The sequence below is a fragment of the Sulfitobacter sp. F26204 genome (assembly GCF_026410305.1).
GTDB lineage: Bacteria > Pseudomonadota > Alphaproteobacteria > Rhodobacterales > Rhodobacteraceae > Sulfitobacter.
This window is the reverse complement of sequence record NZ_JAPMLQ010000016.1, coordinates 1-25,785: the sequence shown is the minus strand read 5'-3', so window position 1 is coordinate 25,785 and position 25,785 is coordinate 1. Positions and strand designations below refer to the sequence as shown.

The 25,785-nt window shown below is 56.2% G+C and carries 20 protein-coding genes; 8 read left to right on the top strand and 12 right to left on the bottom strand.

Annotated features, from left to right (window positions below):
- The 4 genes from OS190_RS20010 to OS190_RS19995 all read left to right on the top strand — a co-directional run.
- Positions 1 to 268 (top strand): hypothetical protein (locus tag OS190_RS20010; RefSeq protein ID WP_267160478.1); only part of this gene is annotated, 268 nt, incomplete at its 5' end.
- A 117-nt stretch (positions 269 to 385) separates the two neighbouring features.
- On the top strand, positions 386 to 577 hold the full coding sequence (locus tag OS190_RS20005; protein ID WP_267160477.1) for a DUF6447 family protein: 192 nt from the start codon (positions 386 to 388) through the stop codon (positions 575 to 577).
- Between the two features lie 180 nt (positions 578 to 757).
- On the top strand, positions 758 to 2,548 hold the full coding sequence (locus OS190_RS20000; RefSeq protein WP_267160476.1) for a type I secretion system permease/ATPase: 1,791 nt from the start codon (positions 758 to 760) through the stop codon (positions 2,546 to 2,548).
- 51 nt (positions 2,549 to 2,599) lie between these two features.
- The gene (locus tag OS190_RS19995) at positions 2,600 to 3,892 is read left to right on the top strand and encodes an HlyD family type I secretion periplasmic adaptor subunit (protein ID WP_267160475.1); all 1,293 of its coding nucleotides are present in this window, start codon (positions 2,600 to 2,602) and stop codon (positions 3,890 to 3,892) included.
- Between the two features lie 111 nt (positions 3,893 to 4,003).
- Here OS190_RS19995 and OS190_RS19990 read toward each other — a convergent pair whose 3' ends face one another.
- The 3 genes from OS190_RS19990 to OS190_RS19980 all read right to left on the bottom strand — a co-directional run bounded on the left by OS190_RS19990 (position 4,004) and on the right by OS190_RS19980 (position 7,720).
- Complete coding sequence (locus tag OS190_RS19990; RefSeq protein ID WP_267160474.1) at positions 4,004 to 5,647, bottom strand: hypothetical protein; 1,644 nt, start codon at positions 5,645 to 5,647, stop codon at positions 4,004 to 4,006.
- Positions 5,648 to 5,751: 104 nt separating this feature from the next.
- Positions 5,752 to 6,060, bottom strand: coding sequence for a helix-turn-helix domain-containing protein (locus tag OS190_RS19985; protein ID WP_267160473.1), 309 nt, complete (start codon positions 6,058 to 6,060; stop codon positions 5,752 to 5,754).
- Between the two features lie 223 nt (positions 6,061 to 6,283).
- Positions 6,284 to 7,720, bottom strand: coding sequence for a glycosyltransferase family 4 protein (locus OS190_RS19980; protein ID WP_267160472.1), 1,437 nt, complete (start codon positions 7,718 to 7,720; stop codon positions 6,284 to 6,286).
- 112 nt (positions 7,721 to 7,832) lie between these two features.
- Here OS190_RS19980 and OS190_RS19975 point away from each other — a divergent pair, with 112 nt between their 5' ends.
- The 3 genes from OS190_RS19975 (at position 7,833) to OS190_RS19965 (ending at position 11,397) form a co-directional block, all read left to right on the top strand.
- Entirely contained in the window at positions 7,833 to 9,110 is a 1,278-nt protein-coding gene (locus OS190_RS19975) for a glycosyltransferase (RefSeq protein ID WP_267160471.1), read from the top strand.
- Position 9,111: 1 nt separating this feature from the next.
- Complete coding sequence (locus tag OS190_RS19970) at positions 9,112 to 10,899, top strand: ABC transporter ATP-binding protein (RefSeq protein ID WP_267160470.1); 1,788 nt, start codon at positions 9,112 to 9,114, stop codon at positions 10,897 to 10,899.
- A gap of 207 nt (positions 10,900 to 11,106) precedes the next feature.
- Positions 11,107 to 11,397, top strand: coding sequence for a hypothetical protein (locus OS190_RS19965; RefSeq protein WP_267160469.1), 291 nt, complete (start codon positions 11,107 to 11,109; stop codon positions 11,395 to 11,397).
- 43 nt (positions 11,398 to 11,440) lie between these two features.
- Here the strand turns inward: OS190_RS19965 and OS190_RS19960 are convergent, their stop codons facing one another.
- From OS190_RS19960 to OS190_RS19920, 9 genes are all read right to left on the bottom strand, one after another.
- Positions 11,441 to 11,941: a hypothetical protein gene (locus tag OS190_RS19960; protein ID WP_267160468.1), complete on the bottom strand. Its 501-nt coding sequence runs from the start codon at positions 11,939 to 11,941 to the stop codon at positions 11,441 to 11,443.
- 71 nt (positions 11,942 to 12,012) lie between these two features.
- Entirely contained in the window at positions 12,013 to 12,303 is a 291-nt protein-coding gene (locus OS190_RS19955; RefSeq protein ID WP_267160467.1) for a hypothetical protein, read from the bottom strand.
- Between the two features lie 356 nt (positions 12,304 to 12,659).
- Positions 12,660 to 14,123 carry a matrixin family metalloprotease gene (locus tag OS190_RS19950; protein WP_267160466.1) on the bottom strand — a complete coding sequence of 488 codons (1,464 nt, stop codon included), beginning with the start codon at positions 14,121 to 14,123 and terminating at the stop codon, positions 12,660 to 12,662.
- Positions 14,124 to 14,359: 236 nt separating this feature from the next.
- On the bottom strand, positions 14,360 to 15,655 hold the full coding sequence (locus OS190_RS19945; RefSeq protein ID WP_267160465.1) for a glycosyltransferase family protein: 1,296 nt from the start codon (positions 15,653 to 15,655) through the stop codon (positions 14,360 to 14,362).
- Positions 15,652 to 18,042, bottom strand: coding sequence for a glycosyltransferase (locus OS190_RS19940; RefSeq protein ID WP_267160464.1), 2,391 nt, complete (start codon positions 18,040 to 18,042; stop codon positions 15,652 to 15,654). Before OS190_RS19940 ends, OS190_RS19945 begins: the two co-directional genes overlap by 4 nt.
- A 3-nt stretch (positions 18,043 to 18,045) precedes the next feature.
- Positions 18,046 to 19,146 carry a class I SAM-dependent methyltransferase gene (locus OS190_RS19935; RefSeq protein ID WP_267160463.1) on the bottom strand — a complete coding sequence of 367 codons (1,101 nt, stop codon included), beginning with the start codon at positions 19,144 to 19,146 and terminating at the stop codon, positions 18,046 to 18,048.
- A gap of 28 nt (positions 19,147 to 19,174) precedes the next feature.
- Entirely contained in the window at positions 19,175 to 20,272 is a 1,098-nt protein-coding gene (locus tag OS190_RS19930; RefSeq protein ID WP_267160462.1) for a replication initiator protein A, read from the bottom strand.
- 422 nt (positions 20,273 to 20,694) lie between these two features.
- Positions 20,695 to 20,997 (bottom strand): chromosome partitioning protein ParB, encoded by a 303-nt coding sequence (locus OS190_RS19925; RefSeq protein WP_267160461.1) that lies wholly within the window; start codon positions 20,995 to 20,997, stop codon positions 20,695 to 20,697.
- Position 20,998: 1 nt separating this feature from the next.
- On the bottom strand, positions 20,999 to 21,658 hold the full coding sequence (locus OS190_RS19920) for a ParA family protein (protein WP_267160460.1): 660 nt from the start codon (positions 21,656 to 21,658) through the stop codon (positions 20,999 to 21,001).
- 500 nt (positions 21,659 to 22,158) lie between these two features.
- Between OS190_RS19920 and OS190_RS19915 the strand changes: the two genes are divergently transcribed.
- Positions 22,159 to 25,785, top strand: a 3,627-nt coding sequence (locus OS190_RS19915) for a DUF4214 domain-containing protein (protein ID WP_267160459.1), incomplete at its 3' end; no start/stop codon positions are given.

The window sequence follows — 25,785 nt, the reverse complement described above, 5'->3', positions numbered from 1 at the left end:
TGCAGATCTGTTCAACGGTGCTGCTGATGCGGATCTGACTGTCACAACAACCGATCACATCGTTATCGTATTTGATGACAATGCGAATGGTTCTGCGACACAGCCAGTTGTTGCTGCTGATGACTACCTGTTCGATAGCGAAAACAACACCGGTACAGTTTATCTGGTAACAGATACCGATGGTGCAGACGCGACAGCAGTTGCATTGGGTAACATCAACCTGATCGGTACTGACTGGACAACACTGACGTTCGACAACTTCGCGTAAGCGATTTGTCGGTCAGGCCGCTCAGGCCTGACACCAAAGACATTGAAAGCCCCCGGCAGGTTCGGGGGCTTTTTTACATCCGGAGGGGGTCCTTCGGTTCAAGCAAGGAAGATGGACATGGCCAAGATCAAAATTGACGGCAAGGAATATGACACCGATACGCTGCCAGAAGAGGCACGCGACAATCTCAACAACCTCAACCTGTGCGACCAGCGACTGGGTCAGCTCAAGCGTGACGCGGCGATTACACAGACGGCGCGCAACGCCTATGCGGCGGCACTCAAGGCTGCATTGCCTGCAGACGCCTGAACCCGCGTTACCTCCATGCCGGCCGTTTATTGAGGCCGGCATGTTTGCATTTATACGACGCAGTCCCTGGAGCAGGGCAATTGCATCAAATCCCTGTCTGGTGTATGAATTTTCAAAATATACGGCACCTGAGCGGGCAGGAATGGTGTCGATCTTCAGTCAGCGAAAGGATATTCGCGCATGAAAGCCGCAACGCCTCTTAGTCAAGCGTATGGAAAATTTCGGGCCGTCTTTGGTGCTACGATTTTGTTCAGCTTTTTCAGCAACATCCTGATGTTCGTTGGACCGCTCTACATGTTGCAGGTCTATGATCGCGTATTGGCCAGCCGCAACGAGTTGACGCTGGTGATGATCTCGGCAATCGCGGTGACCTTGCTGGTGGCTTATGGTCTGCTTGAATTCATCCGCTCGAAACTGCTGGTGCGTGCAGGGCTGCAATTTGACGACATGTTGGCACATCCCGCTTTCAACCGGGTGATCCGGCACCAGCTGGCCAGTCCCAATTCCGGGGCTCACGCGACATTGCAGGATGTGGACCGGGTGCGTGAATTCATGACGGGGCAGGGGATCCTCGCGTTCTTTGACGCGCCCTGGGTTCCCCTGTTCCTTGCCCTGTGTTTTGCCTTTCATCCCTGGTTGGGCATGGTTGCAACTGTCGGGGCGGTGATCATCTTTGCACTGGCCCTGGCAAACGAGTTTTCGACCCGCGGTCTTTTGAAAGAGGCGGGCACGGCCAATGCAGGTGCCTCGCATTTTGTGAACACCACCGTGCAGAACGCAGAGGTCATCCGTGCCCTGGGTATGGAAAAACAGCTGACCGACCGCTGGATCGCCCAGCATGATGACGTTCTGGACAAACAAGCCAAGGCCTCTGGCCGGGCGGGGGCCATCATGGCCTCGACCAAGTTCGTGCGCATGAGTCTGCAAATCGCCATTCTGGGTATGGGGGCCTATCTCGCCATTCTTCAGGAAATCTCTCCGGGGATCATGATTGCGGCGTCAATCGTGATGGGCCGTGCGCTGGCCCCGGTGGAACAGGCCGTGGGGCAATGGAAGCAGTTTGTTGCAGCGCGTCAGGCGCATGCGCGTCTGACCAATATCTTCGGTAATCTCGACGATGAAGAAGAACGCATGCAGTTGCCCGAACCCAAGGGCAACCTGACCGTTCAGGGTCTGGTTGCCACTGCGCCTGGTGCAAAAGCGGGAGCATCGGGTTCCAGACCTGCCTTGCTCAAGGGGGTTTCCTTTTCCATCAATCAAGGAGAAGTGCTGGCGGTGATCGGGCCAAGCGGGTCGGGGAAATCCACCCTCGTGCGCCATCTGGTCGGGGCCAGCCAGCCTGCCGGTGGCTCTGTTCGTCTGGACGGAACCGAACTGCACCACTGGGATGCAGAACAATTGGGCCGTCACATGGGTTATATGCCGCAGGACGTGAAATTGTTCCGTGGATCCGTTGCCGAAAACATTGCACGCTTCATTCCCGATGCTAGCGATGCCGAGATTGTTGCGGCTGCCCAGATGTCGGGCGCCTATGATATGATCACAACATTGGCCGAAGGTTACGACACCGATGTGGGTGACGGCGGGCAATCCCTCTCTGGTGGCCAGCGCCAGCGTGTCGGTCTGGCCCGTGCGGTGTTCCGCATGCCGAACCTTGTCGTGCTGGATGAACCGAACTCAAATCTTGATGCCCAGGGGGAACAGGCACTGGCCTTGTGTATTCAGGAACTGAAAAAACAGGGTAAAACGGTTGTCCTGGTAACGCATAAGGCAAACCTTCTGGCCTTGACGGACAAGACGCTGATGCTGGTTGGCGGTGCGGTCGAAAAATTTGGCCCGACCCGCGAAATGTTTGCTCAACAGGCGCAGGCACAGCAGCAGGCGCAAGCGGCCAAGGAACAACAGAACAAAGAAGCAGCAACAAAAGCGGCACCCGCCGTGGTCAGCCTGTCTGATAAGCCCCGCGCCTGAGATCTGTTACAGACGTCGATTTTCAAACGCTCTTGAGGAGCTTGATCCGCCATGGTGAATAAACCAAGTCCAAAGCCCGTGGCCCTGATGGGCTATATCCTGATCTTCATCACCTTCGGGGTGTTCGGAAGCTGGGCAGCCGTTGCCAAGCTGGACAGCGCCGTGGTGGCCCCTGGCACGATCTCTCTTGAGGGAAACCGCCGCGTCGTGCAGCATTTCGAAGGCGGTATTGTCGAAGAAATCCTGGTCACTGAAGCGGGCAATGTCACCGAAGGTGACGTTTTGCTCCGATTGCGCAGCATCGAGGCGCGCTCCAACCTCGAGGTGTTTTCGACCCGTCTGGACGTGGCGCATCTGGTTGAGGCGCGGTTGCTGGCCGAACGGGCGCTCGAAGACAAAGTGGTCTTTCCCCAAGATGTATTGTCACGCAATTCAGGTGCGGTTTCATCGGTGCTTTCGGATCAGATCGACCTGTTTGAGGGCCGCCGCCTGATTCTGAAAAGTCAGGAAGACATCCTGCTGGCGCGGGTCGAACAGATCAAAGTACAAATTCAGGGTCAGGAAATCCAGAAAGGTGCTTTTGAACGCCGGATTGCCAATTACACAGAAATGCTGGAGCGGATGCGCGATGGCGAGAAGAAGGGCCTGATCCAAGGCAACCAATTGTCCCAGCGGGAGGATGAGTTGATCGAGATCGAGGCCAACCTCGGTCAGGTGATTTCGGACATCGCGCAAGCGCGCGCCAGTATTGGCGAGACAGAGCTGCAAGCCTTGCAACTCAAGCAGGAATACCGCGAACGCGCGAGTACCGAGCTGGAGCAGGTTCGTGCAGAGATCAGCGAATTGCAGGAACGCCGCAAGGTTGCCGCCGACGTGCTGGACCGAACCGAAATCCGTGCGCCCGGCTCTGGCACTATCCAAAATCTCAAGGTGCACACCGTGGGATCGGTTATTCGACCCGGTGAGGTATTGATGGAACTGGTGCCGGAAGATGAGGAATTGATCATCAATGCCCGTGTGTCACCGATTGATGTGGATAACGTGGCCGTAGGCCTGATGACCGAAGTCCGCTTTACCGCTTTCAAGACCAAGCTGATCCCGATCATGTTGGGCACGGTTGATACGGTTTCCGGCGATGTGATTACACCAGATAATGCCAATGAGCCGCCTTATTACCTGGCCCGTATCACGGTGGATGAAAATGACATTCCCGAAGAGATCAAGGGCCGGTTGAGCGCAGGTATGCCCGCCGATGTGGTCATCACCACGGGCGAGCGCACGGTGATCAACTTTATCGCTTCACCGCTGATGGACGCGGTCCGCAAGAGCATGATCGAGGAGTAAGCTCGGGTTTTTTTGGCAAGGGGAGGGGCAAGCGCCCGTCAGCCACAGAACGAGAAAGCCGGCGCTTGTTTCCAAGCACCGGCTCTTTTGTTTGGCAATCCGTATTCTGTTTCAAGCGATCAGATCAAATTCCTGGAATTCAGCCCGCAAACCAATAAGAGAGATCACGTGGCCATCGTAGGTCTCCCAGCTGAAGCTGTAAGTGTTGGCGGCACTTTCGGTAAAGGCCTGCCGGTCGATCATGATCACTTCGTTGCCGATGGTGATGATCCCGACCTCGGTATCCTTGGACTGGATATAGTCGATGAAGGACTGTGCGCGATCGTCAAATTCGCGGTGGCTGGTGGTGCGGTGGCTGACAAAGATGTAATCGGTTAGCGACAATGCATCGCTATCGGTCAGGTCGAAACTGGCTTTGACTGTGGTTTGCCCCAGCTGGAATTCTTCCATCTGTACGTTTTTGTTTACCAGGTCGGACATGTTGACAGTGATCGCCTTGTTCTGCTCGGCAGCGGCCAAAGCGATAAGCCTTTCCATATCGGTCGTGGTCTGGACCCCGTCCTGAAGCGTCTCCGAAAGCTCTGCGTCAGTATTTTCACGGATCACCGTCTGGACGGTTTTGACAGGGGCAAGCGGTGCGTCGCTCTCGGCGGCGGCGGCTGTCACATGCAGCATCTCTTGTTGCAAGACAGAAGCCTCGCCTGTGGTTGATATCGTCTCGATGGTTTCGGTGTTGAGAGACAGATCCAGATCAACGAATTCGGCGAGCATGTCCAACAGTGCGGAATCCCCTGCAATCTGTTCCAACTCCGGTCCGGTGACAGTATTTGTAATATCCTGGGTCAGGCCGATATTTTTCAGGCCTTCAAGCACTTTGCGCTGGTTGTCCAGAAGTACCGCTTCGGACATGAAGCCCATGGCAATTGCGATTGTGCTCAGGCCCATTGCAAAGGTGTTCTGATGCATCGCCAGACCCTGTTGGCCCATGACTTCGCGTATTTGAACCTGGGCTTCGGGAGTGCCGTGCAATGCGTCGGTGTCGATTTCCTTCATCGCTTCGGGCATGCTGATGGCTGTGAGGGCAGCCGTTTCTGTCTCAACCGTGTGGAATTCATAATCCGCCGAAATCACCGCAGAGAAGTCGAGCAAATCATCCGTGTCCCCGGTCTGTTCTTCGGGGGCCAGCATCACCAGCTCTTCGGAAGCAAGGAAGAGGGTCCAGATCAGTGCGGCCAGCATCGCAGAGGGGTGTAGACGCACCTTGCTGCCACGTTCGAAACGGATGATGCGGTGTTCGGTGCCGCCCTCCTGGCTGTTCTGCATCGTGGGTAGGGCGTGATTGGTATAATCCGCGATAAGCGCGTTGAAATCGCGGCCGCGCAGGGGGCGGCGCACATTCGGGCTGTCCAGAATATAAAGCCCGTCGATCCGCGCCATATGGATAAAGACATCACCGTTGAAATGGCAAAAGATGAACCAGGGATCACCTTCGTCGGTAACGCCGCGCATGGTTTCGACCGGGACATTGGCCCCGCTGAGCAATTGCTTGACGCGGAACAGGTCGGCAAGTTCCTGATTGCTCCAATCGCGCTTGGGATCGGGTATGATGTTGGGCAGACTGGCAGGTGCCATGTCTTCAAGGCTTACGGCACCGTCATCCGCCGTGCGGAACGACAGTTTTTCAGTCTCATCGGTCAGGAAATCCTTCGCGGATGAGCCACTTTCCTTGTTCCGGAATGTGAGGATTGTCGCCATTCTTGTGATCGCCTCGATCAGTCTGCCTGTACCACGATGATACGCGGCCCATTGTAACGTCTATCGTCCGCGCAATCTACAAAAGATGCGCGGCAGTGCCGATCTTATCCAGCCTGTTCGGACTCAAAGAGAATCTGATAGGTCAGCGGCTCGTAATAGCGCAGCAGGGTTTTCACAAAGCTTCTGGGATCCTGGCCAAGAGCGGTTGCCCATTCGCCATAGCGATGCGCAGGGATCTTACCGCGACCATTCTCAAGCTGGGAGATGAACGTGTAATAATCCAGCGACAGACGGTCGGCGAGATCACGTTGCGAAAGCCCTTCGGCCTCGCGCAGCGCCTTCAGCCAGAGACCAAAAGTCGCACGCTGTTCCTTGTTTTCCTCAGGGGTCGATTTGTGCAGCTCTGCTAGCATGGGTTTGCCCTCAAATGGCAGTTCGGGGAATTTTATCTGTCGTCGCAGACAGGGTGTTCAGTGAACCACTATACAGCAGAATTTTCGTGATAGCAAACCTAGTTACATCGATTGTTCACAGACTCGTATAAAATGCTGATCACAATACGGGTATGTTTCCCATATGTGGTATGGTCTGTGCAGATGGGTCACAGTTTGGGCAATTATTCCCGCTATGGGTGAATCAATTGCTAAGTAAATCGACGAAATCCCCTGTCACATCGTCCCATGTGCGCAGTTTCGCGGCTGCAATCCTGGCCTCCAGCATGGCGCGATGGTCCGGTTCTGTAATCAGTTTGCGACAGGCGGCATGGATGCTGTCGAGGGAATGGGCGTCGCAATATTCCACCATGTCGCCGCCCACTTCGGGCATGGAGGAATTGTCGGCGACAACGGCGGTTTTGCCAAAGGACAGGCTTTCGCCGATAGGCAGGCCCCAGCCTTCGTAGAAACTGACCATGGCGGTAAAGACACAGGTTTCATAAAGATAGCCGAGTTCGGTGTCATTGGGCCGGTCGGCAAATTGCACCCAGCCCCCCAGGTTTCCGGTGGCCTGCATCAGCTGGTTGAAGTCGTCGTTGTACCAGCCCGGCTTGCCTGCAAAGACCAGTTTGGGCAGGTTCAGCCCCTCTTCACGCGACATGCGTTGCCAGGCCTGGGCCAGCCGCCAGATGTTCTTGCGCGATTCCATGGTGCCTACGACCAGGACAAAAGGCACTTTACTGAGGTTCAGAATGTCACGACGCAGACCCAGCGTGCGGTCCACGCGGGCTTTGTAGGGGCCATCGGGCCCCTTGATCGCCTTGACGGCCTTCTGCTCGACCACGGTGAACTTCTGTGCCAGTGGCACGGTCTCGATCGGGCGCTCCACGCCGATTTCCTTCATGAAGGCGGCCAGATCACGGGCGGTATTGCGGGAATTCGCGAAATAGCTGGTGCAATACCCGGTAGAGGTTTTGAGCCAGCGATAAAATTCCTGCGCGAAATCCCCCGCGATATGTTCGGGGGTGATGATCGGAATCAGATCGTGGATCAGCTGGGAAATCTCGACGCCCTGTTTGTCGGCCAACCCTTCAAAACAGGCGTCCAGCCCGTCGATGGCCCAGGTGGCCCCCAGGACCACCAGACGGTCACCGCGCTGTGCGATTTTAGAAACCAGCGTGCGCTCCATCTCGTAGGACTTTGGCTCAGGTTCGGTTGCGATGCCGGTTTTGAAATCATACCAGTCCGCGATGCTGGAATTATGTTTGTTGAAATGGAGTTCGTTGCCACGGGCCGCATGATAGCTGCTGCGCAGATAGTGAAACCAGTATTTCAGCGGCCGGTTGCGATAGCGTTCCAGCGTCGGTGGTGTTTCCTGCCGGGAGCGTGCCCCGCGGCCGAAGAAGACGGCACTCAGGATGTCGGGGTCGAATTCATCCATTTCGGCAATGAAGCCTGACGGGATCGAAACATAATCGCGCCTGGCGCGGTCCCAGTAGGACAGGCGCACATGATCAGTACCGTGCCGGTCGACCATGCGTTTGATCACCTCGAATGAGACCCGCTGAATTCCCGAAACGGAGGTTTCTTTCTCAACGTAAAGGACAATGTCGGTGACATCGAAAAAATGTGTCTTCATGGGGTCCGTTCTTTTTCAGCATAGCCCCGAGCCATGTCGGGAAAGGTCTGCGGCACTCTTTGACGATAAATACGATGTTTCTCAACCCCTGTGGCGGTGCTAAGAGGCGCGTATGGCTGTACTTTATTATGACCTTTCTGAGCAATTCCTGGCATCAGGGCTGAAGTTCAAATACTACGGTATTTCGCGGACGGTGATGGAGGTCGGCTATGAGCTGGCCCTGTCGCACGCGGACGTGCGCTTTGTCATTTTCTCACCCGCCCATGAGCGGTTTTTCGAGATCACGCCCCGCATTGGCGCAGAGAGCCCGACCGGTATTCTTGATCCGGGTTTGCCGCCCGAGGCGACCCCGATCAGAATGCGCTATACCTTTCCAAAACCTAATAAATTACGTGATTTACTCTATCCTTTTGCGGTTTGGGTCGCGCGGATGATCAACCTGCGGCGCTGGCGATCCGTGCCCGAGGGTACCGCCCGCGAGGTCGACCTGAACGGGCAGACCCTGGTGTCTTTGGGGCGGCCTAAAATCATGGCCGATTACCTCACCGCGAGTGCGCGGGCAGGGGTCAGGATCAAGCTGAATCCCTTGCTGCATGATATGATCCCGATCTACGAATTTGCCCATTCCAGCCAGACGATGTTTTGCAACAATTTCACCCATGACAACCACATCGTCATCAAGGGATCAGAGCGGCTATTGACGAATTCGGTCTTTACCAAGGACGAGATTGAGCGGTTTTCTGCCTCGGGCCATTTGCCGGCAGTCCCCGATGTGGTGCCTGTGCCACTGTCCCACGAGTTGCGCCCGACGGATGAGCCGGTGGTGCAGCGCGGCCCCTCAGAGCCCTATGTGCTTTGTGTGGGTATCCTGACGGGACGCAAGAACCTTGAGTGCGTGATGGAGGCGCTGCTGCATCTGCATGAAACCGGCCGCAAGGTGCCGCCGCTGGTCCTGGCGGGTGCGCAACGCAAGCGCACGGACAGTTATCTGGAGCAGGACCGCTTTGATCCCATACGCGCCCGTATCAACATTATTACCAACCCCAATCAGGCGGAATTGCGCAGCCTCTACGAAGGGGCGCTGGCGCTGGCGATTCCCAGCCGCATGGAGGGATGGGGGCTGCCCCTGGGGGAGGCCTTGTGGCTGGGCACGCCGGGACTTGCCTCGACCGAGGCCCTGGCGCTGAAAGAAGTCGGCGGCGACCTGGCGCAATATTTCGACCCGAACGCGCCGGAGGCCCTGGCGGCATTGATCGACGACTTGCAATCAAACCCCGAGGGCTATGCCGCGCTCAAGACACGTATTGCCGCCTCCAAGGGGGATCTGCGCACATGGAAAGACGTGGCCGAAGGTATTCTGGCCGCGACCGGAACCACCCGGGGCCTGTGAAATGAAATTCTGGCCCTTCCCCGAGCGCGCTGAGCGCAAGCCGCTGTTTTCGGATCAGGACAAGGACAACCTGTCGTGGTTCTGGCATGGCTATTTCAAATCCAAAACCCCCTGGCTGATTGCCGTGCTGGGTATGGTGATGGTGCAGGGGCTTGTCTATCAGCAGTTCATTTCACTGACCGAAACCGGCCTGCGTGTGATTTTCGAGAACGGCGATGTGGGTGGACTGATCAAGGTCTGTTTCATGGTCTTTGGCATCTTTGCGATGCGGGCGCTGATGTCATTCCTTGTGCCGCGGGTGTCGATCTGGCTGGCCAGTGATGCGGTGCTGCGGATGCGGCAGGATCTGATTGATCACATGATGATCCTCGATCTGGCGTATTTTGAACGGACCTCATCAGGGGACATCATCCTGCGTCTTGTCAATCAGGCACATGACCTGAGTGACTTTGTCGGACAAACCACGGTGAGTGCCGTGCGGGATGTGGCAACGGTGGTGATCGTGTCGGGATATCTGATCTACAAATCGCCGATCCTGTTCCTGTCGACGATTTTCGTAATGCCCTTTGTACCGTTGATGGTGCGATTTGTATCCAATAAAATCAAACATATACAGCAATCTGCCGAGAATGCGATGGGTGCCTATATGACGGGCATCGAAGAGATGTCCAACGGCATGCGCACGGTCAAGATCTCCAACCAGGAGCCGGTTGAAAAACAGCGTTTGTTCAAGGCCACGGCCGAAATCAAGGACCTGTCCATTCGTCTGCAATCGGCCCAGGCGTTGATGATGCCGACGGTCGATATCCTGTCGGCCCTGGTGTTCATCCTGATCATCGGCGGTGGCGGATACATGGCGCTGAGCGGCAATTTCGACATGGATGGTGCCTCGATCGTAGCCTTCATGATCGGCATGGCATTGATCTTTGATCCGGCACGCCGGGTGGCGCATTTCTTTGTAAAATTGCAAGCAAGCCTCGTGATCCTCGACGGTGTGCGCAGCCTGTTTCGCGAGGTACCCAGCATCACCAATATGGAGGGGGCCGTCTCGGAGTTCGACGCCCATGGCGATATCGTCTTTGACGGGGTGGACTTTCAGTACAAGGACAAGCCGCCGCTGTTCCAGGACCTCAGCCTGAGTTTTGAAAGCGGCAAGGTCAGTGCGATCGTCGGCGCGACCGGATCAGGCAAAACAACGATCCTCAGCCTGATGGCGCGACTCTATGATGTGCAGGGCGGTGAGGTGACAATTGGCGGGATGCCGGTGAACCAATTGCGCATCCCGGTGCTGCGACAATCCTTTTCGGTCGTGGCGCAGGACATCGTGATCTTCAACTCCTCGATCTGGGAAAACATCCGTTACGTGAAACCCGAGGCGAGTGACGATGAAATCTGGGCCGCCGCGACCCATGTGGGCATCGACGGGTTGATCCGCGAACGGGGCGATGCGCCGCTGGGGCCCAAGGGGGCGCAATTGTCGGGCGGGCAAAAGCAGCGCGTCGCGATTGCCCGGGCTTTCCTGCGTTCGGCCCCGATCCTGTTGCTGGACGAAGCGACATCGGCGCTGGATCAACGAACAGAGGATAAGGTGAAAGCGGCAATCGGGGCGCTGTCGGAAGGCAAGACCACAATCATCGTGGCGCATCGCCTGTCCGCCGTGACCCAGGCCGACTGCATCTATGTGCTGGACGAAGGGCGTGTGGTCGAGCAGGGCACCCACAGCGAATTGATGGCAATGGCGGGACTTTATGCCGGTATGTACGGCGCACAACGGCAGAGCTACGGTTAAGGTTGTAATTGCTATTATGTAATTTCATTGCAAAAGGCCCATACGGCCTTCATGCCCCGGCCCCATTGACCTTGCACAAGGGCCGCACAGATCGAACGGCAGATGCCCAAGCCGCAACTGCGCAAAGGCACCTTGAGTGACAAGGCCCATACTTATAGGCTTGCTTTGAAAACGCCGCTTCGATCCTGCCATAAAAAGGGACACATCATGGGAACAACACTTGCGATTATCGGCTTGGTTGGGGGCATCGTCGCCCTTTTCGCCATCGAATTGTTTATCTCAGGCAACAAGTCCAGCTTTTACCAGGCGGTGCTGATTGGCGTGGTTGTGATTGAGGTCATTGCTCTCGCAATCAGTCTTTTCTTCTCGGCCGGAGGGGTGAATGTCATGGGCACGGTGCTTGCCGTTATCGGGCTTGCTGGCATCGTTGTCTTCTACGTATACGGCGACACGAAAAGGGTCGAAGATCCATCATCGACCTCCGATACCCGGGAATAGAAGCAGACCGGCAGAAAATGCCGGTCCGGGAGGTGCCTGAAGGCTACCTTTTGATGAGTTTGCCATCACCGCAGGCCCGTACACGCCAGGTCTTGGTCATGCTATCCAGGAACCCGCCATAGGTCGCGGTGACCAGCACCATGATCGAAAGAATAGGCTTCTTGTGGGTGCCAAGGTTCATCGGCGACCCCTGGACGGAGGCGTTTACCGCACAGTTGCGGGTCCATTCGACATCGCATTTTGTCGCGTAAACGCAGAAATCGTTCACAAACAAGCCTTCCTTGTCGGCAAGTTTGCCGTTGGACCAAAAGCTATAGGACAGTTCGACGTCGATCACTGTACTGTTAAAGCCGTTTACGGCCTGAAAGCCCCACTTGCCCGTCTTGTTCTTCCAGCCCGCCAGTTCGCGCGGGGCGGCCCCTTTCGGGATCGCGTTGCAAATTGAGGATTTTGCCGAGGAAATCGGCTTGCCGTCCTTGATGATGTCCCAAGCGGCCTTGCCAGTGTTGACGGCGCTGTCGATGGCGTCTGTTGTATCAGTCACAAGTAATCTCCAAATAATGAGACCAAAAATTATCTTTGAATAATCAGGTTAATAACCTGTCCAAGACACCGTTACGGGTCTGTCGACTTCATTTTGAGCTTGGTGCGTTTTGTCATGTCATCATTAACCATGGACACAAGCTCGGTCAGGAAATTCTGAATTTTCTTGTCCTTTGACTTTTTCTTTTCTGCGTTCGCAACCGCAGCGACGTTTTTGACACCCTTCATATATTTGTCAGGGTCTTTCGCCTTGAAGGCCACCAGCAATTCGTTCACCGCCTTTTCTATGGCTTTCGCACCGGCGATCTCTTTCGGTATGTTCTTTTGTTTGTCTTTGAGTAGCTTCTCGAAATTATCAGCCATATCTATTACCTTTCTAAGTTTCTCAGCATTTGAAAAATTCCGCTGAATCTGCCGGCGTTGAGGAAAATCTGCTACCGGCGGGGCGATTCAGGCGACCTGCCCGAAAAATGCATAAAATATTGCAAGCACGCTGTACTGCGTCCAACCCTCTATCAGGAAAAAAGCAGAAAAAATCCAGTTTAGCAAGGATTCCGAGCAGGCTGCAGGCGCTTTCAACAGGAACCGGTCGACAGAGAAATGGCCCGGCGGCGCAGGCTTCAACGCCGCGCGCGCGCAACCCCCACCCGATCAGGCATTAAAACAAACACCTTATAGGTGAATACTGGCCGTCTGTGTTTTCAAATCCGGCCGGGGCCTTAGACCGTAAACGGGTCATCCAGCACGCCAACCAGCGGCATCAGAAAATCACCGCTGCCCACACTCAAGGCATCAATGTAATGGCTATCGATGGCGGCGATGGCATCCTGAATGCTATCTTGGGTGCCGTCGAAAACCGCCATTGCATTGGCCGCGTCATCGGTGTCGGACATGCCCTTGTGGACAGCGAAATAGGCCCCGATCTCGGTCTTGTTTTCGAGATACTGACGGTCCGCCATGACCTGTTGCTTGAAGGCGGGAGAGGCGTCGGGTGGGATTTCGGCCTTGGCACCTTCCAGCACCGACAGAATAAAGACATCACGTCCCACTGTGCCCTGGTTCAGGACATCAACCCAGAAATCAAAGCCCTCCGCGTCAGGCACACGACCCAGCACGTTTTCATAAACCGATATGGCGAAATCCGTATTGCTCATGCCCGCAGGATAGGTCGCACGGGTTTCGTTCTGGTCGATGAACAGGCTTGCCATGTCCACCAGCGACAGGCCGTCGGCAAAGGCATTGCCCCAGAAGGCCAGGCCCAGGGCATCCGGGGCGCGGTTGAAATAGGCGATGTAAAGTTCGACAATCTGGCTGAAATCGGCCGCATCCAGATTTGCGATCCCGTCAAAGGCATCAATGTCAAAAAACCCGTTGCTGAGGGTCGAGGCTCCGGATTGGAAATCCAGCCGCTCGATGCTGACCAGAGTGTCCGTGCCGTCTCGTCCCGCCACACGATCGGTCAGGATCAGATCACCGGCACTCAACATCAGCGTATATTGTGACTGGTCCCCCGTCAGGCTGAGCGTGTCGATGCCCTGCAACCCGTTGATCACATCATCGCCGGCCCGTGCCATAAAGGTGTCGTTGCCAATGGTGGGGCTGTAGGCCGCCGGCGGCTCCGGTTCCGGTGCCGGTTCTGGTGTATTCTGAGATGCGCCATAAAACGCCTGTGCGCCTGCAATATCGCCTGCGGTCAGCCCCGGCAGGTCGCTGATGTCGCTGGCATACATGATGGTATCCGAATTATCGGTATGATCCAGCCCGATGACATGGCCAATCTCGTGCAGGGCGACCTGATAAAGGCCCACTTCATTGCGGGCCACATCGTGATCCGCGGCCCAGTTCTCGGAAACGTCGAAACGGATCTCGGCTTCGGTAAAGCTGAACAGGGTCGACGTGGTTTTGGAACCGCGGGTAGAAGCTTCGCCCACCACGCTGAAGGGCCCGTCAATGGTATCCCAGCCCAGGTGAATGTCGGTCTGCGCACCCTCTGCCACTTCGACAAAGTCGATGTCAGCAACGTTTTCCCAGGCCTGAAAGGCATCACGAATGGCATCCCGGTAAGCGGGATCGGTGATATAGCTGGAAAAGCCAAAGCCGGTACCAGGGGTTTGCGCAAAGCTCCAGTAGACGGTGCCACCCGGTGTTGCGTATTCACCCGTGCCCCATTTGGCATCACTCAAATGATACTCATTCGTGCAAAACTCACACATTCAAAAACTCACATATTACGACCCACCAGGACACTTTTTTGCACCACATAAATGCTGATTTTAGGGCAAGACTATGTTGAAAACTCCGTGAATTATAATCCGGCTGACAGCGCCAGAACAGTGTGTTTCCAAAGCAGAAACCCGCCAATCACGGGCAAACAAGTGGTTATATGCAAAAGCGTAGCCGTCTTCCTGCATACAACTATTCACATGCTCCGTTCAACCGGGGCCGCATCCAGCCCCGGTAGTGCAACAGGGGCTGCCTTGAGACGGTCACTTTTGATACGGGCCGCAGCGTCCTCTGCGAAAAGTCCGGCAATTCCGGCAATGCGGCGGGCATATTGCGCGGGTGTATGGTTGCTTTCCAGACGGGCCCGGCCCGCGGCGGCGACACTGCGGCCCGCGGCGGGATCAGCCTGCAGGCGGCGGATCAGGGATTGCAGCGCGGTGATCTCATTGTCCTGTTCGATCTTGAAAACCGTGTTGCCCGGCAGGTCCGCATACCAGCCCAGATTGGTGACCACCGCAGGTGCCGCGGCATTCCAGATGCGCATCTGGCTGCCCGATGCTTCGCCCATGCTGGGATAGCGCAGGTTAAAGACCAGATGTGCCTGTGCCAGCCTGCGGTCGAGTTCGGCTTCCTCGACAAACCCGTGCAGGGTGACGTGATGTCCCAGCCCCAGTTCCTGAATACGTTGCCGGATATAGGGCGGGTCCCAGAGGGAACCCATGACATCAAGGTGAAAGTCGATTTCGTCTCTGAGCGGGGCCAGGGCTTCCAGCACCTTTTGCAAGCGCCGGTTGGGGCCGGTGTACCCGAATTGCACAAGGCGCATCGGGCCAACGCCCGAACGTATCACCTCGGGCCTTTTGGAGGAGGGGCGGAACGGCAGGTCCAGAAGGTAGCCAGGGACGGTATGTGTGGCCGCCACCGCATCACGTGCCACCGGCGTATGCGTCAGGACTGATACGGCGCGGGTCAGGGTCAGTTCAAACCCCGGTATTTCACGGGCGAGGTCGCCGCGTTCACGGCGGTCTTCGAAAACCTCCTGTGCGGCTGCCAGTCCCGCCTGTCCATGCCATTTGAGCATGTTCGCCTCATAGACATCACGCGGGAAATACCCGCGTTCCATCGCGTCAAAGCAGAGTTCCTGGATCGCCATGTCGTGCAGGACCACGATAGAGGGGAGGCGCTGGATCATCCGCATAAAACCTGAGTGAAACGGCCATGCATTGCCGATGTTGACAAAGATGGCTTCGGGTCCCTGCCCCGGCTTGCCCTCCGCCCTGCCCGCCGTCGCAAAGTCGCGGGGGAGGGCACGGTCGGGGTCAAGACGGCGCACGGGAGCAAAATCGTACAATGCGCGGTCCCAGTCGGGGGCATCAGTCCAAAGGACCAGATCAGTTTCCTGCGCCAGTTCGGGCAGGATACGCCGGGTATAATGGGCGATGTCCGTCTGCGCGGACGGCAACGGCGAGACCCAGTGGACACGGGGTTTCATGGCGTGCCCCGAGGCAATGGTGTGGTGTCGACCATGCGCAGGAATGCAGCTTCGGAACAGGGCAGCTCCAGAGGGGCCGCCCGGCCACGCCCCGAGAAGACCCCAACCCCGGATTGGTAGAGATGCAGGCGCAAGCTGCCCGTGGCGGCATCGGTACCGGCATCAAGACGCAGGGTGATCTGGCCGCTTTCATTCGGGGCCAACGGCCCGTTCAAGGGCTGCATCAGATGTTGGTGGCGCAACTCCCCTGCCGTGTTGGTCCATTCGGCCAGGATGCAGGTGGCGCGGTCGCCGCTTGTGGGCCAATAGCTGGGCGAGGTGTTTGTGACTGTCAGACGGGTGAGGCCGGTGCTTTCTTCGCGGCTCTCCACAGTGAGCGCACCGTGCATGCGTGTGGGATCACCGTGATAGAGATTTTCGGGCACGCCTTTGGGAGCACCCGCTTTGCGCGCCAGATACTGGATGTTCTCGCCGCGCATGCTCAGGTCGTCACCGCGGGCCACCAGTATCTGCGCAACCTCCGGTTCGATATGGCGGTCATAAACATCAAAGGTGTCCAGGCGCAGGGTCTCAAACCCCGCGGCCTCACCGATCCTTGCCAGTTCCTGCGGTGCATATTCACGGTTGTGACGGCCATAGACCCCGCCCGAAGGCACGAAGATGCCAAAGGAATAGGGGGCAATGTTGTTGAGGGATTTCCACAGGCCACGGTGGCTGACCACATTGGGAGTGGTGATCAGGATGTGACCACCGGGTTTCAGCACGCGGGCGGCTTCAGTGTAGAAGAAATACGGGTCAAGGGCGAGATGTTCGAGGATCTCCATCCCCGTCACCAGATCAAAGCTGTTGTCCGGATAGGGCCATGGATCCCGCTCACCATTTGCCACTTTCAGCGTGATGTCAAAACTGGGGTATGCGTCCCTACGGGCCTTGACGCTCTGGCGGTAGGGGTCGGGACCCTCCCAGAGGCCGTGCATATCGATGCCGTCGAATTGATTGGCAAGCAGGGCTTGAAACACCAGCGGGGGAAAGACGCCGACATCGAGGGCCGATGTGATCTCAAGGCCTTCAAGCTGGCGCAGCGTGGACATGAAGCGGGTCCAATGGGTGCCGAGGTAGCCGGCGAGACCTGCGTCAATGGGCGGCTCTGGACGGCCCAATGCGGCGGGCAGCTCATCAAAGGCATAGGCTTGCAGGACTTCGGTGATATTGGCGAATGGCAGATCGGCAGGTGCTTCGGGCGGGGCGATGGCGCGGCGCAGGGTATCCAGCGCGGTTTGCGCCTCGACCACGGGTTCGGCAATGGCGGGAGGGGCGATAACCGGTTCCACGGCGATCCCCCGCTGCCCCGTCAGGGTCTCGACCACATGATCCCACGAGATATTCTGCGCCTGATAGCGGGCGAGACCCGCCTGCCCCATCCGTTCGGCACCGCTTGCATCCTGCATCAGTTGATCAAAGGACCGGCCGAGAGCAGTGGCCTCCGGTTCGGCGATCAGACCTTCAACGCCATCGGTGATGAACTCCAGCGGGCCGCCTGCATCCGTAACCGTGATCACCGGCTTGCCCGACAGCATCGCCTCAAGCGTGATATAGCCGTAATCCTCATCCTGCGGGACAAAGACCACACCGCGGGCCTCGGCGTAATGTTTGATCAGGGTGGCATCGTCGACAGCGCCAAGCCATGTGATCCGGCCGGCGATCCCCATCTCCTGGGCGATATGCATCAGGCGGTTTTGATAAAGCGGGTTTTCGGCCACGCCCGCAATGACAAGGCGGGCTTCGGATCGGGCCAGGGCTTCCAGCGTCAGTTCCAGCCGCTTGGACGGATTGATCCGTCCCGGCACAAAGAGGTAATCGCCATAGGCTCCCTGACGCAGGTTTTCCGCATTTGGCGGCGGGTGGTAGAGCGGCGTGGACGCCAGGCCCAGATGTTTTTCAAGCCGCCCCGCAACATTGCCGGAATTGGCATAGATCGGATTTTGGCTGGCTTCAAAGGCTGCGCGGTCTTCGGCATGGATCAATGCGCGCAGCGCCTCGCCCCGGGGATCATCCAGCAGATCAGAGCTGCCCAGATCCCATTGGTCATAGGCCTGGCGATGCTGGTGCAGCACCCAGAACAGGCGGTTGGGATGATTGGCAAGGTAGGCAGGAAATTTCAACCCGATGGTGAGATCGATCTTGACGCCTTCGACCTCGGATACATCCAGCATCTTGGCCGCCATGATGTGATCGGCCAGCACCTCACCGGGATACCATTTGAAAGGCAGGGTGATTTCAGTCGCGTCAAAACCGCGCCGGTTCAGCGCCGCGACCAGATTGGCCGCGTGGCGTTCGGCGCCGCCGGTGACAAAGGGAACCTGGGTTCTGAGGACTCCGATACGCATGGGCTATGCCTCGATCGGTCTGGTGCCAAGGATGGCAAGGTCTTGCGGGCCGAACATCAAGAACGCCAGTTCATCATTGAAACCTGGAGTGTCGAGGAATTCGGCAAGGCGTTCATGGGGGTTGAGATGGTGCACATCGACAGGATCAAAGCCTGCGGTTTCGAACAGGATGGACATGACCTGTTCGGGCATCGGTTTGAGATGTGTAGGATCGGTGTGGAAGGTCGTGGCTCCCACCAGCACGTTACGGGTGTTGGGGGTTTCAAACAGCAGCAGCCCACCGGGGGCCAGCACACGGCCCGCTTCGCGGGTGATCCATGCAACCGCGTCAAAAGGCAGATGTTCGATGAGGTGATGAGCGGTGATCACGCAGAGGCTTGCGTCCGGCTGATCCGCAAGAGCTTGCAAGGCATCCCCAAGGCGCACGTCCAGGCCCGCTTCCTTGGCTTCCTCGATCTGTACCGCGTTGGTGTCGATGCCAAAACCGTCAATGCCATGCCCCTTGAGCAGACCCAGCCATTCGCCGCGTCCACAGCCGATGTCCATTGCAGGCAGCTTGCCCGTGCGCAGCCATGCGGCTTCGACATCGGGCAGATAGACCTTGAGGCGCTTTGCGATTTCTTCGGGTACCCCGCGATAACGGTTTTCAAGACGGTGATAGAAGCTGTCCTTAAACAGCTCGAAGCCTTCGGTGGACGGGAGCGCGGTTTTTGGGGGAGTCGATTTCGGAACCCCCTGCCCGTTTGAACCCGCATCCAGACGGCGCGACAGGTCCGAGAACATGCGCGACAGCAAGGCGCTGTCGGACTGGCCGGTGCGTTTGAGGATGGTACTTTCAGCACGGTAGTCGGCCACGAGGTCTTCGGCCAGTTTCTCATGGCGCTGTGTCCATTGGAACAGCCGGTGCATACGGTGATCGGCCTCTTCGAGGTGAGACTGACGGGCATCAAGGCTGGACTGCATGGCAGACAGGGTCTGATCCACCTCATCAACCCGGGCTTCCAGATGCTGCAGGCCGCGGTATGCATCTTTGCTCATGCCCTTGACCCGGCCCAAGGTAAACAAGGCCGAGACATAGCGTTCAAGTCGCTTGAGGGGTTTCATAATCGGGTTTCCTCCTCAGGCTCCAGGGTTACGCCTTGCCGCGCTTTTCATACCACTTGCGACAAAATCCGAGAAAAGCCTTATCCGCATCTTTAGGCGCATCCAAGCCGCCATCGCTCATCCAGGCCCGCCATTCAAGTTCCAGCTGATAAATATCCCAGCCCGGTGCCACGACGCGGGCCGCATCAAACGTCTCGGGGGAAAGATACACGCGCGGACCCTCGGAAACGGGATCGGCCTCGATCAGGTTTTCGATTTCGCGGTTAAGGAATATCACATGGGTGCCCGCGATGCGGATGGCATAATCGGGGATGTGGTCATAGGCTTCGTCTTGCCGCGCAATATTGGCAACCAGACGACGGAACTCGCGCGGGGTAGAGGCGGATCCGCATTTGCGCTGCAAGACAGGGAAACTGACGCGCCATTCTGCTTTGCGGCCACAATGCTTGCGTGCAAGTTCATACAGGCGGCGTTCAAGCGGTTTACGCAGACGGAAATAATTGCGGTGCAGCGTGAGGACTTCCTTGGCCTGAATGGCGTTGAAGACCCAATCGCTGAGTTCAATCTCGATCTCTTGCATGCGCCCGTCGCGGGTCTGGCGCACGATCCGGGCGCGGTCAATGAGCGAGAAGATATCAAGCTGTTCTTCACCGCCCGTGACGATATTGGTCTCGATCTGGGTACCTTGCAAGCGGGTCAATGCCGCGCGCAACCCCTCATAGCCCCGCCCGTCGGTGACGCGGTTGGTGGCCTTGAGCAGGTCATAGGCCTTGAGGCGGATGGTGCGGTTGACCGCCCGGCCCTCATTCAGGGCCGCCATGATCTGCGAGATGCAGTAGATCAGCACATCGCGGTCATGGATCGTGGCAAGCCCGTCCGCGGAGGGCTTGACCTCCAGATGGCTTTTGCCTGTCTCGTCTTCGTAACGGCGGATGCGGTGGTCGGGTTTGGTGGAAAGCGAAAAGATTGGATGCGCCATCGAGGCCATATCACCCTTGGGCGCTGCATCAAAAATATCGCAGACAAAGAAATCGCCTTGTTCCTGCCGGTCGGGCAACAGCGGAGAACGAGGCATCTGGGCCGTGTCGCGGTCCATCAGCATCTTGCCGGCTTGCGTGCCTCCCATATCATTTCCCCTTTGGTGTAGATCCCGGTTTCGTGATTTCACCCACTGTCTGCGTTAAATCGTGATTCCACACACGCCGTCAATCATTTCGTGATTTCGCACACGCCATTTCGTGATTTCACCCTCAAAAGATGCCCCGTTCTTTCGTGACTCTACACACGTTCTTTCGTGAGTTTACACACGTTCTTTCGTGACTCTACACACGGGAGGGTAAAATAAGCTGTTAGGAGTCAAAGCCTTATGAGCTGTTTTTTTTCAGTAACACTCTATTAACACATATTTAACACTCACGCGCGCGAAGCCCTCCTGTGGATAACTATCCTCACCTGCCTGTTGAGCCGGCTAAGCGTTTGAAAAGAATCACTTAGAAAATGAGAGGCGAACCAGAACCGCTGTGCCCGACATGGCCGGCGATCCTGCTTTCAGCTTTTGCGACTGGCCTTGTAAAGCGCCCAGGCTTCTTCGATCAAAACCCCCTGCTGGACCCCTCTTGCCGAGGCTTCATGAGAAATCTCACGCGCAACATTTGGCATGACCTTGGCGTGAACCTGTCCGGTACGAGGGCTTGGCTTGCGGCCCCGGCGTTTTTTCGGGGCCCGTTCAACAAAACCGTGTTTTTCCGCGATTTCATCCGATCTTGCCACGGTTTGCGGCGTGGAATCCTTGGGTTTTGAGCGCAGTTTGCTGGGGCTCAGGGCAATGCTGAAAGGGTTAGGACCGGTCATGTCAGATTTCTCCTGTGAGGCGCTTGTAGACTTGCATTGCAAAGGCGCGGGCATTGTCACGCGCGCCCTGCATGTTGCCTTGAGGCGGCATTGAATGGAGATCCCCGCCAAAGGCAAAAATTCCTGAAAAAGCAGCACGTTCCATCAGGGGTGGATCAATTACATCAACGCCCTGTTCCTTGAGCGAAACAGCGATACCCTTGTGCTGTTTGGACTGAATGGCCTTGGTCATGGTGAAAACCACGGCATGGGGGATGGTGCGATCCAGCGCCTCTTCCTCCTCGGCGATCAATTGCAGGGCTCGCGCACCAATGGTGGCATCTAATGTGGTCGCGCGCATCGGGGTAAGCACCAGATCGGCCTGGCTGATGGCGCGCGAGACAAGCCGCGATGCGACCCCTTCCAGGTCTACCACCACCACCTTGCCGTCGCTGTCATGGGCCTTGATGGTGCGTACGATGTCGGCTTCGGAAATGTCGGAAAGCACGGTGATGCCATCGGGCAATTCGCCGCGCTCGGCCCAAAGCGTGAGAGAGCCGTTGGGATCGCAATCCAGCATGGTGACAGAGACTCCGCCATTGGCCAGTTCAGTGCCCAGAAGCACGGCGGTGGTCGATTTTCCGGCCCCTCCCTTGGGAGAGGCGACAACGATGGTGGGCATGGGATTGACCTGCTGTTTATGAATTACCGGATTAAATTGTTAACCGGATTATTTGAAAAATCCAATATTTTTATTTATCCGATAAATTAAATTATCCGGTAAGTTTAATGACGTGGTCAAACCTTGCGGTCCATCAGGTTCTGCAGCCCGTTCTGGCGGGATTTAGGCTTGAAACTGCCTATTGTTTGTTGCGATGGCGCCACATCTTCGGGGATCATTTTTATATAATCATTAAAAAACAGTAAGTTATGTTTTTGGCATCAAGGGGTGTGCAAATCACTGTACAAGGGTATGCGTTTCGCTATACATTTTGTCTTGTTGAATGGGAATCGACCCTATAGAAGCCTATTCTAGTTGACCCTCGCTGGTTCGTAACGGGTGCGTGTATGTCATTACATGTATCGTGACCGGGCAAATTTTGAGGCAGGGGGAAACAATCAACGTTGACGGGGCCGGAAATTCGGGCGCCAAGAGTTAAATTATTAAGAGGAAGAACAGCCATGCCTATCGACCTGACTACGCTGAGCGCCCGTGAGGCGATCACAGCTGTCTACATCGGCTACTACGATCGCGCACCAGACCCAACAGGTTTGAATTTCTGGGTTGATGTATTCAACAACGGTTTCGACCTGAACAACGACGGCGACAGCCTCGATGATATTGCATCGAACTTTGCCGGTCAGGAAGAAACACTTTCAGTACATACTTTCTTCACAAACCCGACAGAAGCTTCCGCAAGCGCTTTTGTAACAGAGTTGTATTCCAACCTCTTCAACCGCGTCCCTGACGATGCAGGTTTGGCGTTCTGGACCGGCGCGCTGCAAAACGCGATTGCCGGCAATGGTGACCTGACAGTTGGCGAAATCATCCTTGAAATCATCAAGGGTGCCCAGGGCAGCGACATCACCATCATCATGAACAAGATCGAAGTCGGTCTTGACTGGAACGATTCCGCAGATGCCGCAGGCATCACCTACGCAGGTAACGATGCAGCCGCTGCAAGCGCCAACTCCATTCTGGACAACGTGGACAGCACAGACGCTTCCGTCGTTGCGGCCAAAGCAGCAACAGATGCGTTCGTTGCAGCCAATGAGCCTGGCGAGCCAAGCATTCCAGGCACCACACTCATCCTGTCTTCCGAAGCGGTACGCGACAACCTGACTGGCGGCGAAGGCAACGATACATTCGAGGCCTACAACACAGACGCTGTTATGGAGTTGAGCGACGGTGACCGTATGGACGGTGGTGCCGGCCAAGACACGCTGACACTGCACAACTCTGCGGAATTCGTTCCTGCAATTGCGGCGATCACAAAAAGCGTTGAAACTGTTGTTGTCACAAACCAGACCAACGACCGTGACTCAGACGCAGACAACAATGTTGGCGGCTACAACAACTCCTTCGGCGACGAATCAGTCGAAGTTGATGTTGAACTGGACGCAGGCCGCATGTCCGGCGTGACCCGTTGGGAAGATTACGACTCCCGTGCGGACCTCGTCATTGAAGACGCCCGTGACCAGGATGACACAGACGGTACCTTCACCGGTGACATCACTGTAGCCATGGTTTCCACAGATCCCGGCAACGTCGATTTTGCTGTCTACTTTGACCAGCCGGTCAACGTCAGCCAGAACTTCGGCACACTGGAAATCCGTGTCCTTGACCAGGAATCAGTTGCACAAAACAACCTGCCAGCGCCAAGCGCCAGCTCCACAGGCTACTTGACAGAATCCTCACTGGTTTCCTTCAAGTTCAACTTTGGCGGTCAGGACATCGAAGTAACCCTGGCAGACGAGCTGGGCGTAACTTATGGTCCAAACGTATCCTTCAGCGATTTGCTGGTACAGGTTCAGAACTCCACAGCCGCCGCTCTGGTTGCCGCTGGTGTAACAGACCTGAACTTCTCTGCATCCCTGGGCGCACCTGTCCAGATCGGTGTTGGTAACCAGTTCACATTGCCAATCGTTCTGACCTTTGACGTGACAGCCGACGAAATCACAGCCAACAGCAACAACATCGTTGTTCTGGGTCGTGACCAAAACGGCAACAACGACACAGACACCGCCGGCTCCTTGAGCACAGCACGTACAACAACCGAAGAGCTGATCCGCTTGAACGTTGAACTGGACGATGTTGGTAAAGGGTCCATGGGTGGCGACGCCATGTTCGGTGCCATGTCCACAGGCCGCCAGACCGGTGACGATGGTACGTCTGATTCAATGGGTATCCAGCAGTTCGACATCGAAGTTGACCGCTCAAGCCAGTTGCAGACCATCAACTCCACCAACAACGCGTTGGAAGTTGTCAACATCACCAACGGTGAAAACGACGGTCCAAACAACACGACAACAGCCGCTGACGAGAAGATCGGTTCCTTGACTGTACGCGGTCAGGCAAACCCGGAAGGTGAAATCTCAACGGATGGCCCAATGCCTGGTGCCGCACCACAGCACAACAGCTTTGGTTTCTCTGATGTTCGTGTGATCAATGCAGCAACCATGGTTGGTTCTGTCGATCTGACTGCTGAACTGACATCCGAAATCATCGAAAAGTATTTCGATGTTGAGGATACACAGCAAGACGGCAATGCGGACGATATTTCGTTTGAATACACTCTGGGTTCAAACAATGACTCGTTCTTGGTTGCAATCGACACCGATGCAATGGGTATCGCTGGTACTGGTGGTCGTGAAGACTTCAAAATGTCGGTTAACGGCAACGCTGGTAACGATGACATCACAACGATCGTTGGTAATGCCGTCAAGACAATCGATGGTCAGGGCCGTGACTACTATGATCTGAACGTTGATAGCCTTGTTTGGTATGACAACCACGTGGTTAACGGCAGCGCGACATTCAGCGTGAGCGGTGGTGCTGGTGACGATAACATCTGGACCTACGGTGCCGGCAACTTTGCCATCGCCGATGGTGCTGGTAGCGATGCCATCTACACCGACAACTCCGGTGTTCTCGACATTGACGAAGCAGCAGGTTTTGTTGGTTTGACCCCATCTGGTGTGAACAGCCTCGCATCTGCCTTCCAAGGCAATGAGAACAACCAGATCGATCACTTTGTTGGTGCTCTGTGGTCCTTCAACGACACAGGCGCGACCAACGGTGCCTTCGGTGATAACCAGGGCGCAAACAACGAAGCGATCGTTGCTGCGACAACCGATGCCTCGAAGATTGCAGGAAGCCAGTATGTTACAGAACTGACTGTCAGCTTCTTCGGCGCAGCCGGTAGTGCAAACGCAGGCACGGCATACACGTCGACTGTACAGATCACAGACGCAATGATTGCTGCCAATGGTACGGTTACAGACCAGACCATCAACCAGGCAATCAAGCGGGCCATCAATGATGACCCAGTGCTGAACGATCTGTTGGAAGCCGTGGATGCCGCAGGTCAGTCCCTGTTCGTCTACTCCAAGACAGACGGTGGCTATACTGCTGCAGATCTGGCGATCAACTTGACAGAAAAGGTGACAACAGCCGGTACAACCACTGAGACCGACCTGTCGGCCGATGCAAACTTTGCAAAAGCCTATGTCACAGCCGGTGCAGAAACCGACTTCGCAACCTTGGGTGCTTCGGGCGTCGAATCCGACAACCGCATCACAATGTCACTGGACGCCACCGACGACACTGTTGTTCTGGGCACCAGCGCAATGAGCAACGACACAATCATCTATGGCAACGGCCAGTTCGGTACCGACACTGTGCTGAACTTTGACATCGGTGATGGTGCTGCTGGCTTTGCAGCGGGCGATGACGGCGATGCGTTTGACTTCGCAGCGATCTCTTACGTTCAGGCCGCTGCGAACTTCTCGCAGGGTGCTGCAAACCAGTTGGACAACTCTGTCAGCATTCTGGTTGAAGCAAATACAGCTGCAACGGTCGGTTCACTGACGAACAACAACACTGCGGCGGAAGTTGCAGATCTGTTCAACGGTGCTGCTGATGCGGATCTGACTGTCACAACAACCGATCACATCGTTATCGTATTTGATGACAATGCGAATGGTTCTGCGACACAGCCAGTTGTTGCTGCTGATGACTACCTGTTCGATAGCGAAAACAACACCGGTACAGTTTATCTGGTAACAGATACCGATGGTGCAGACGCG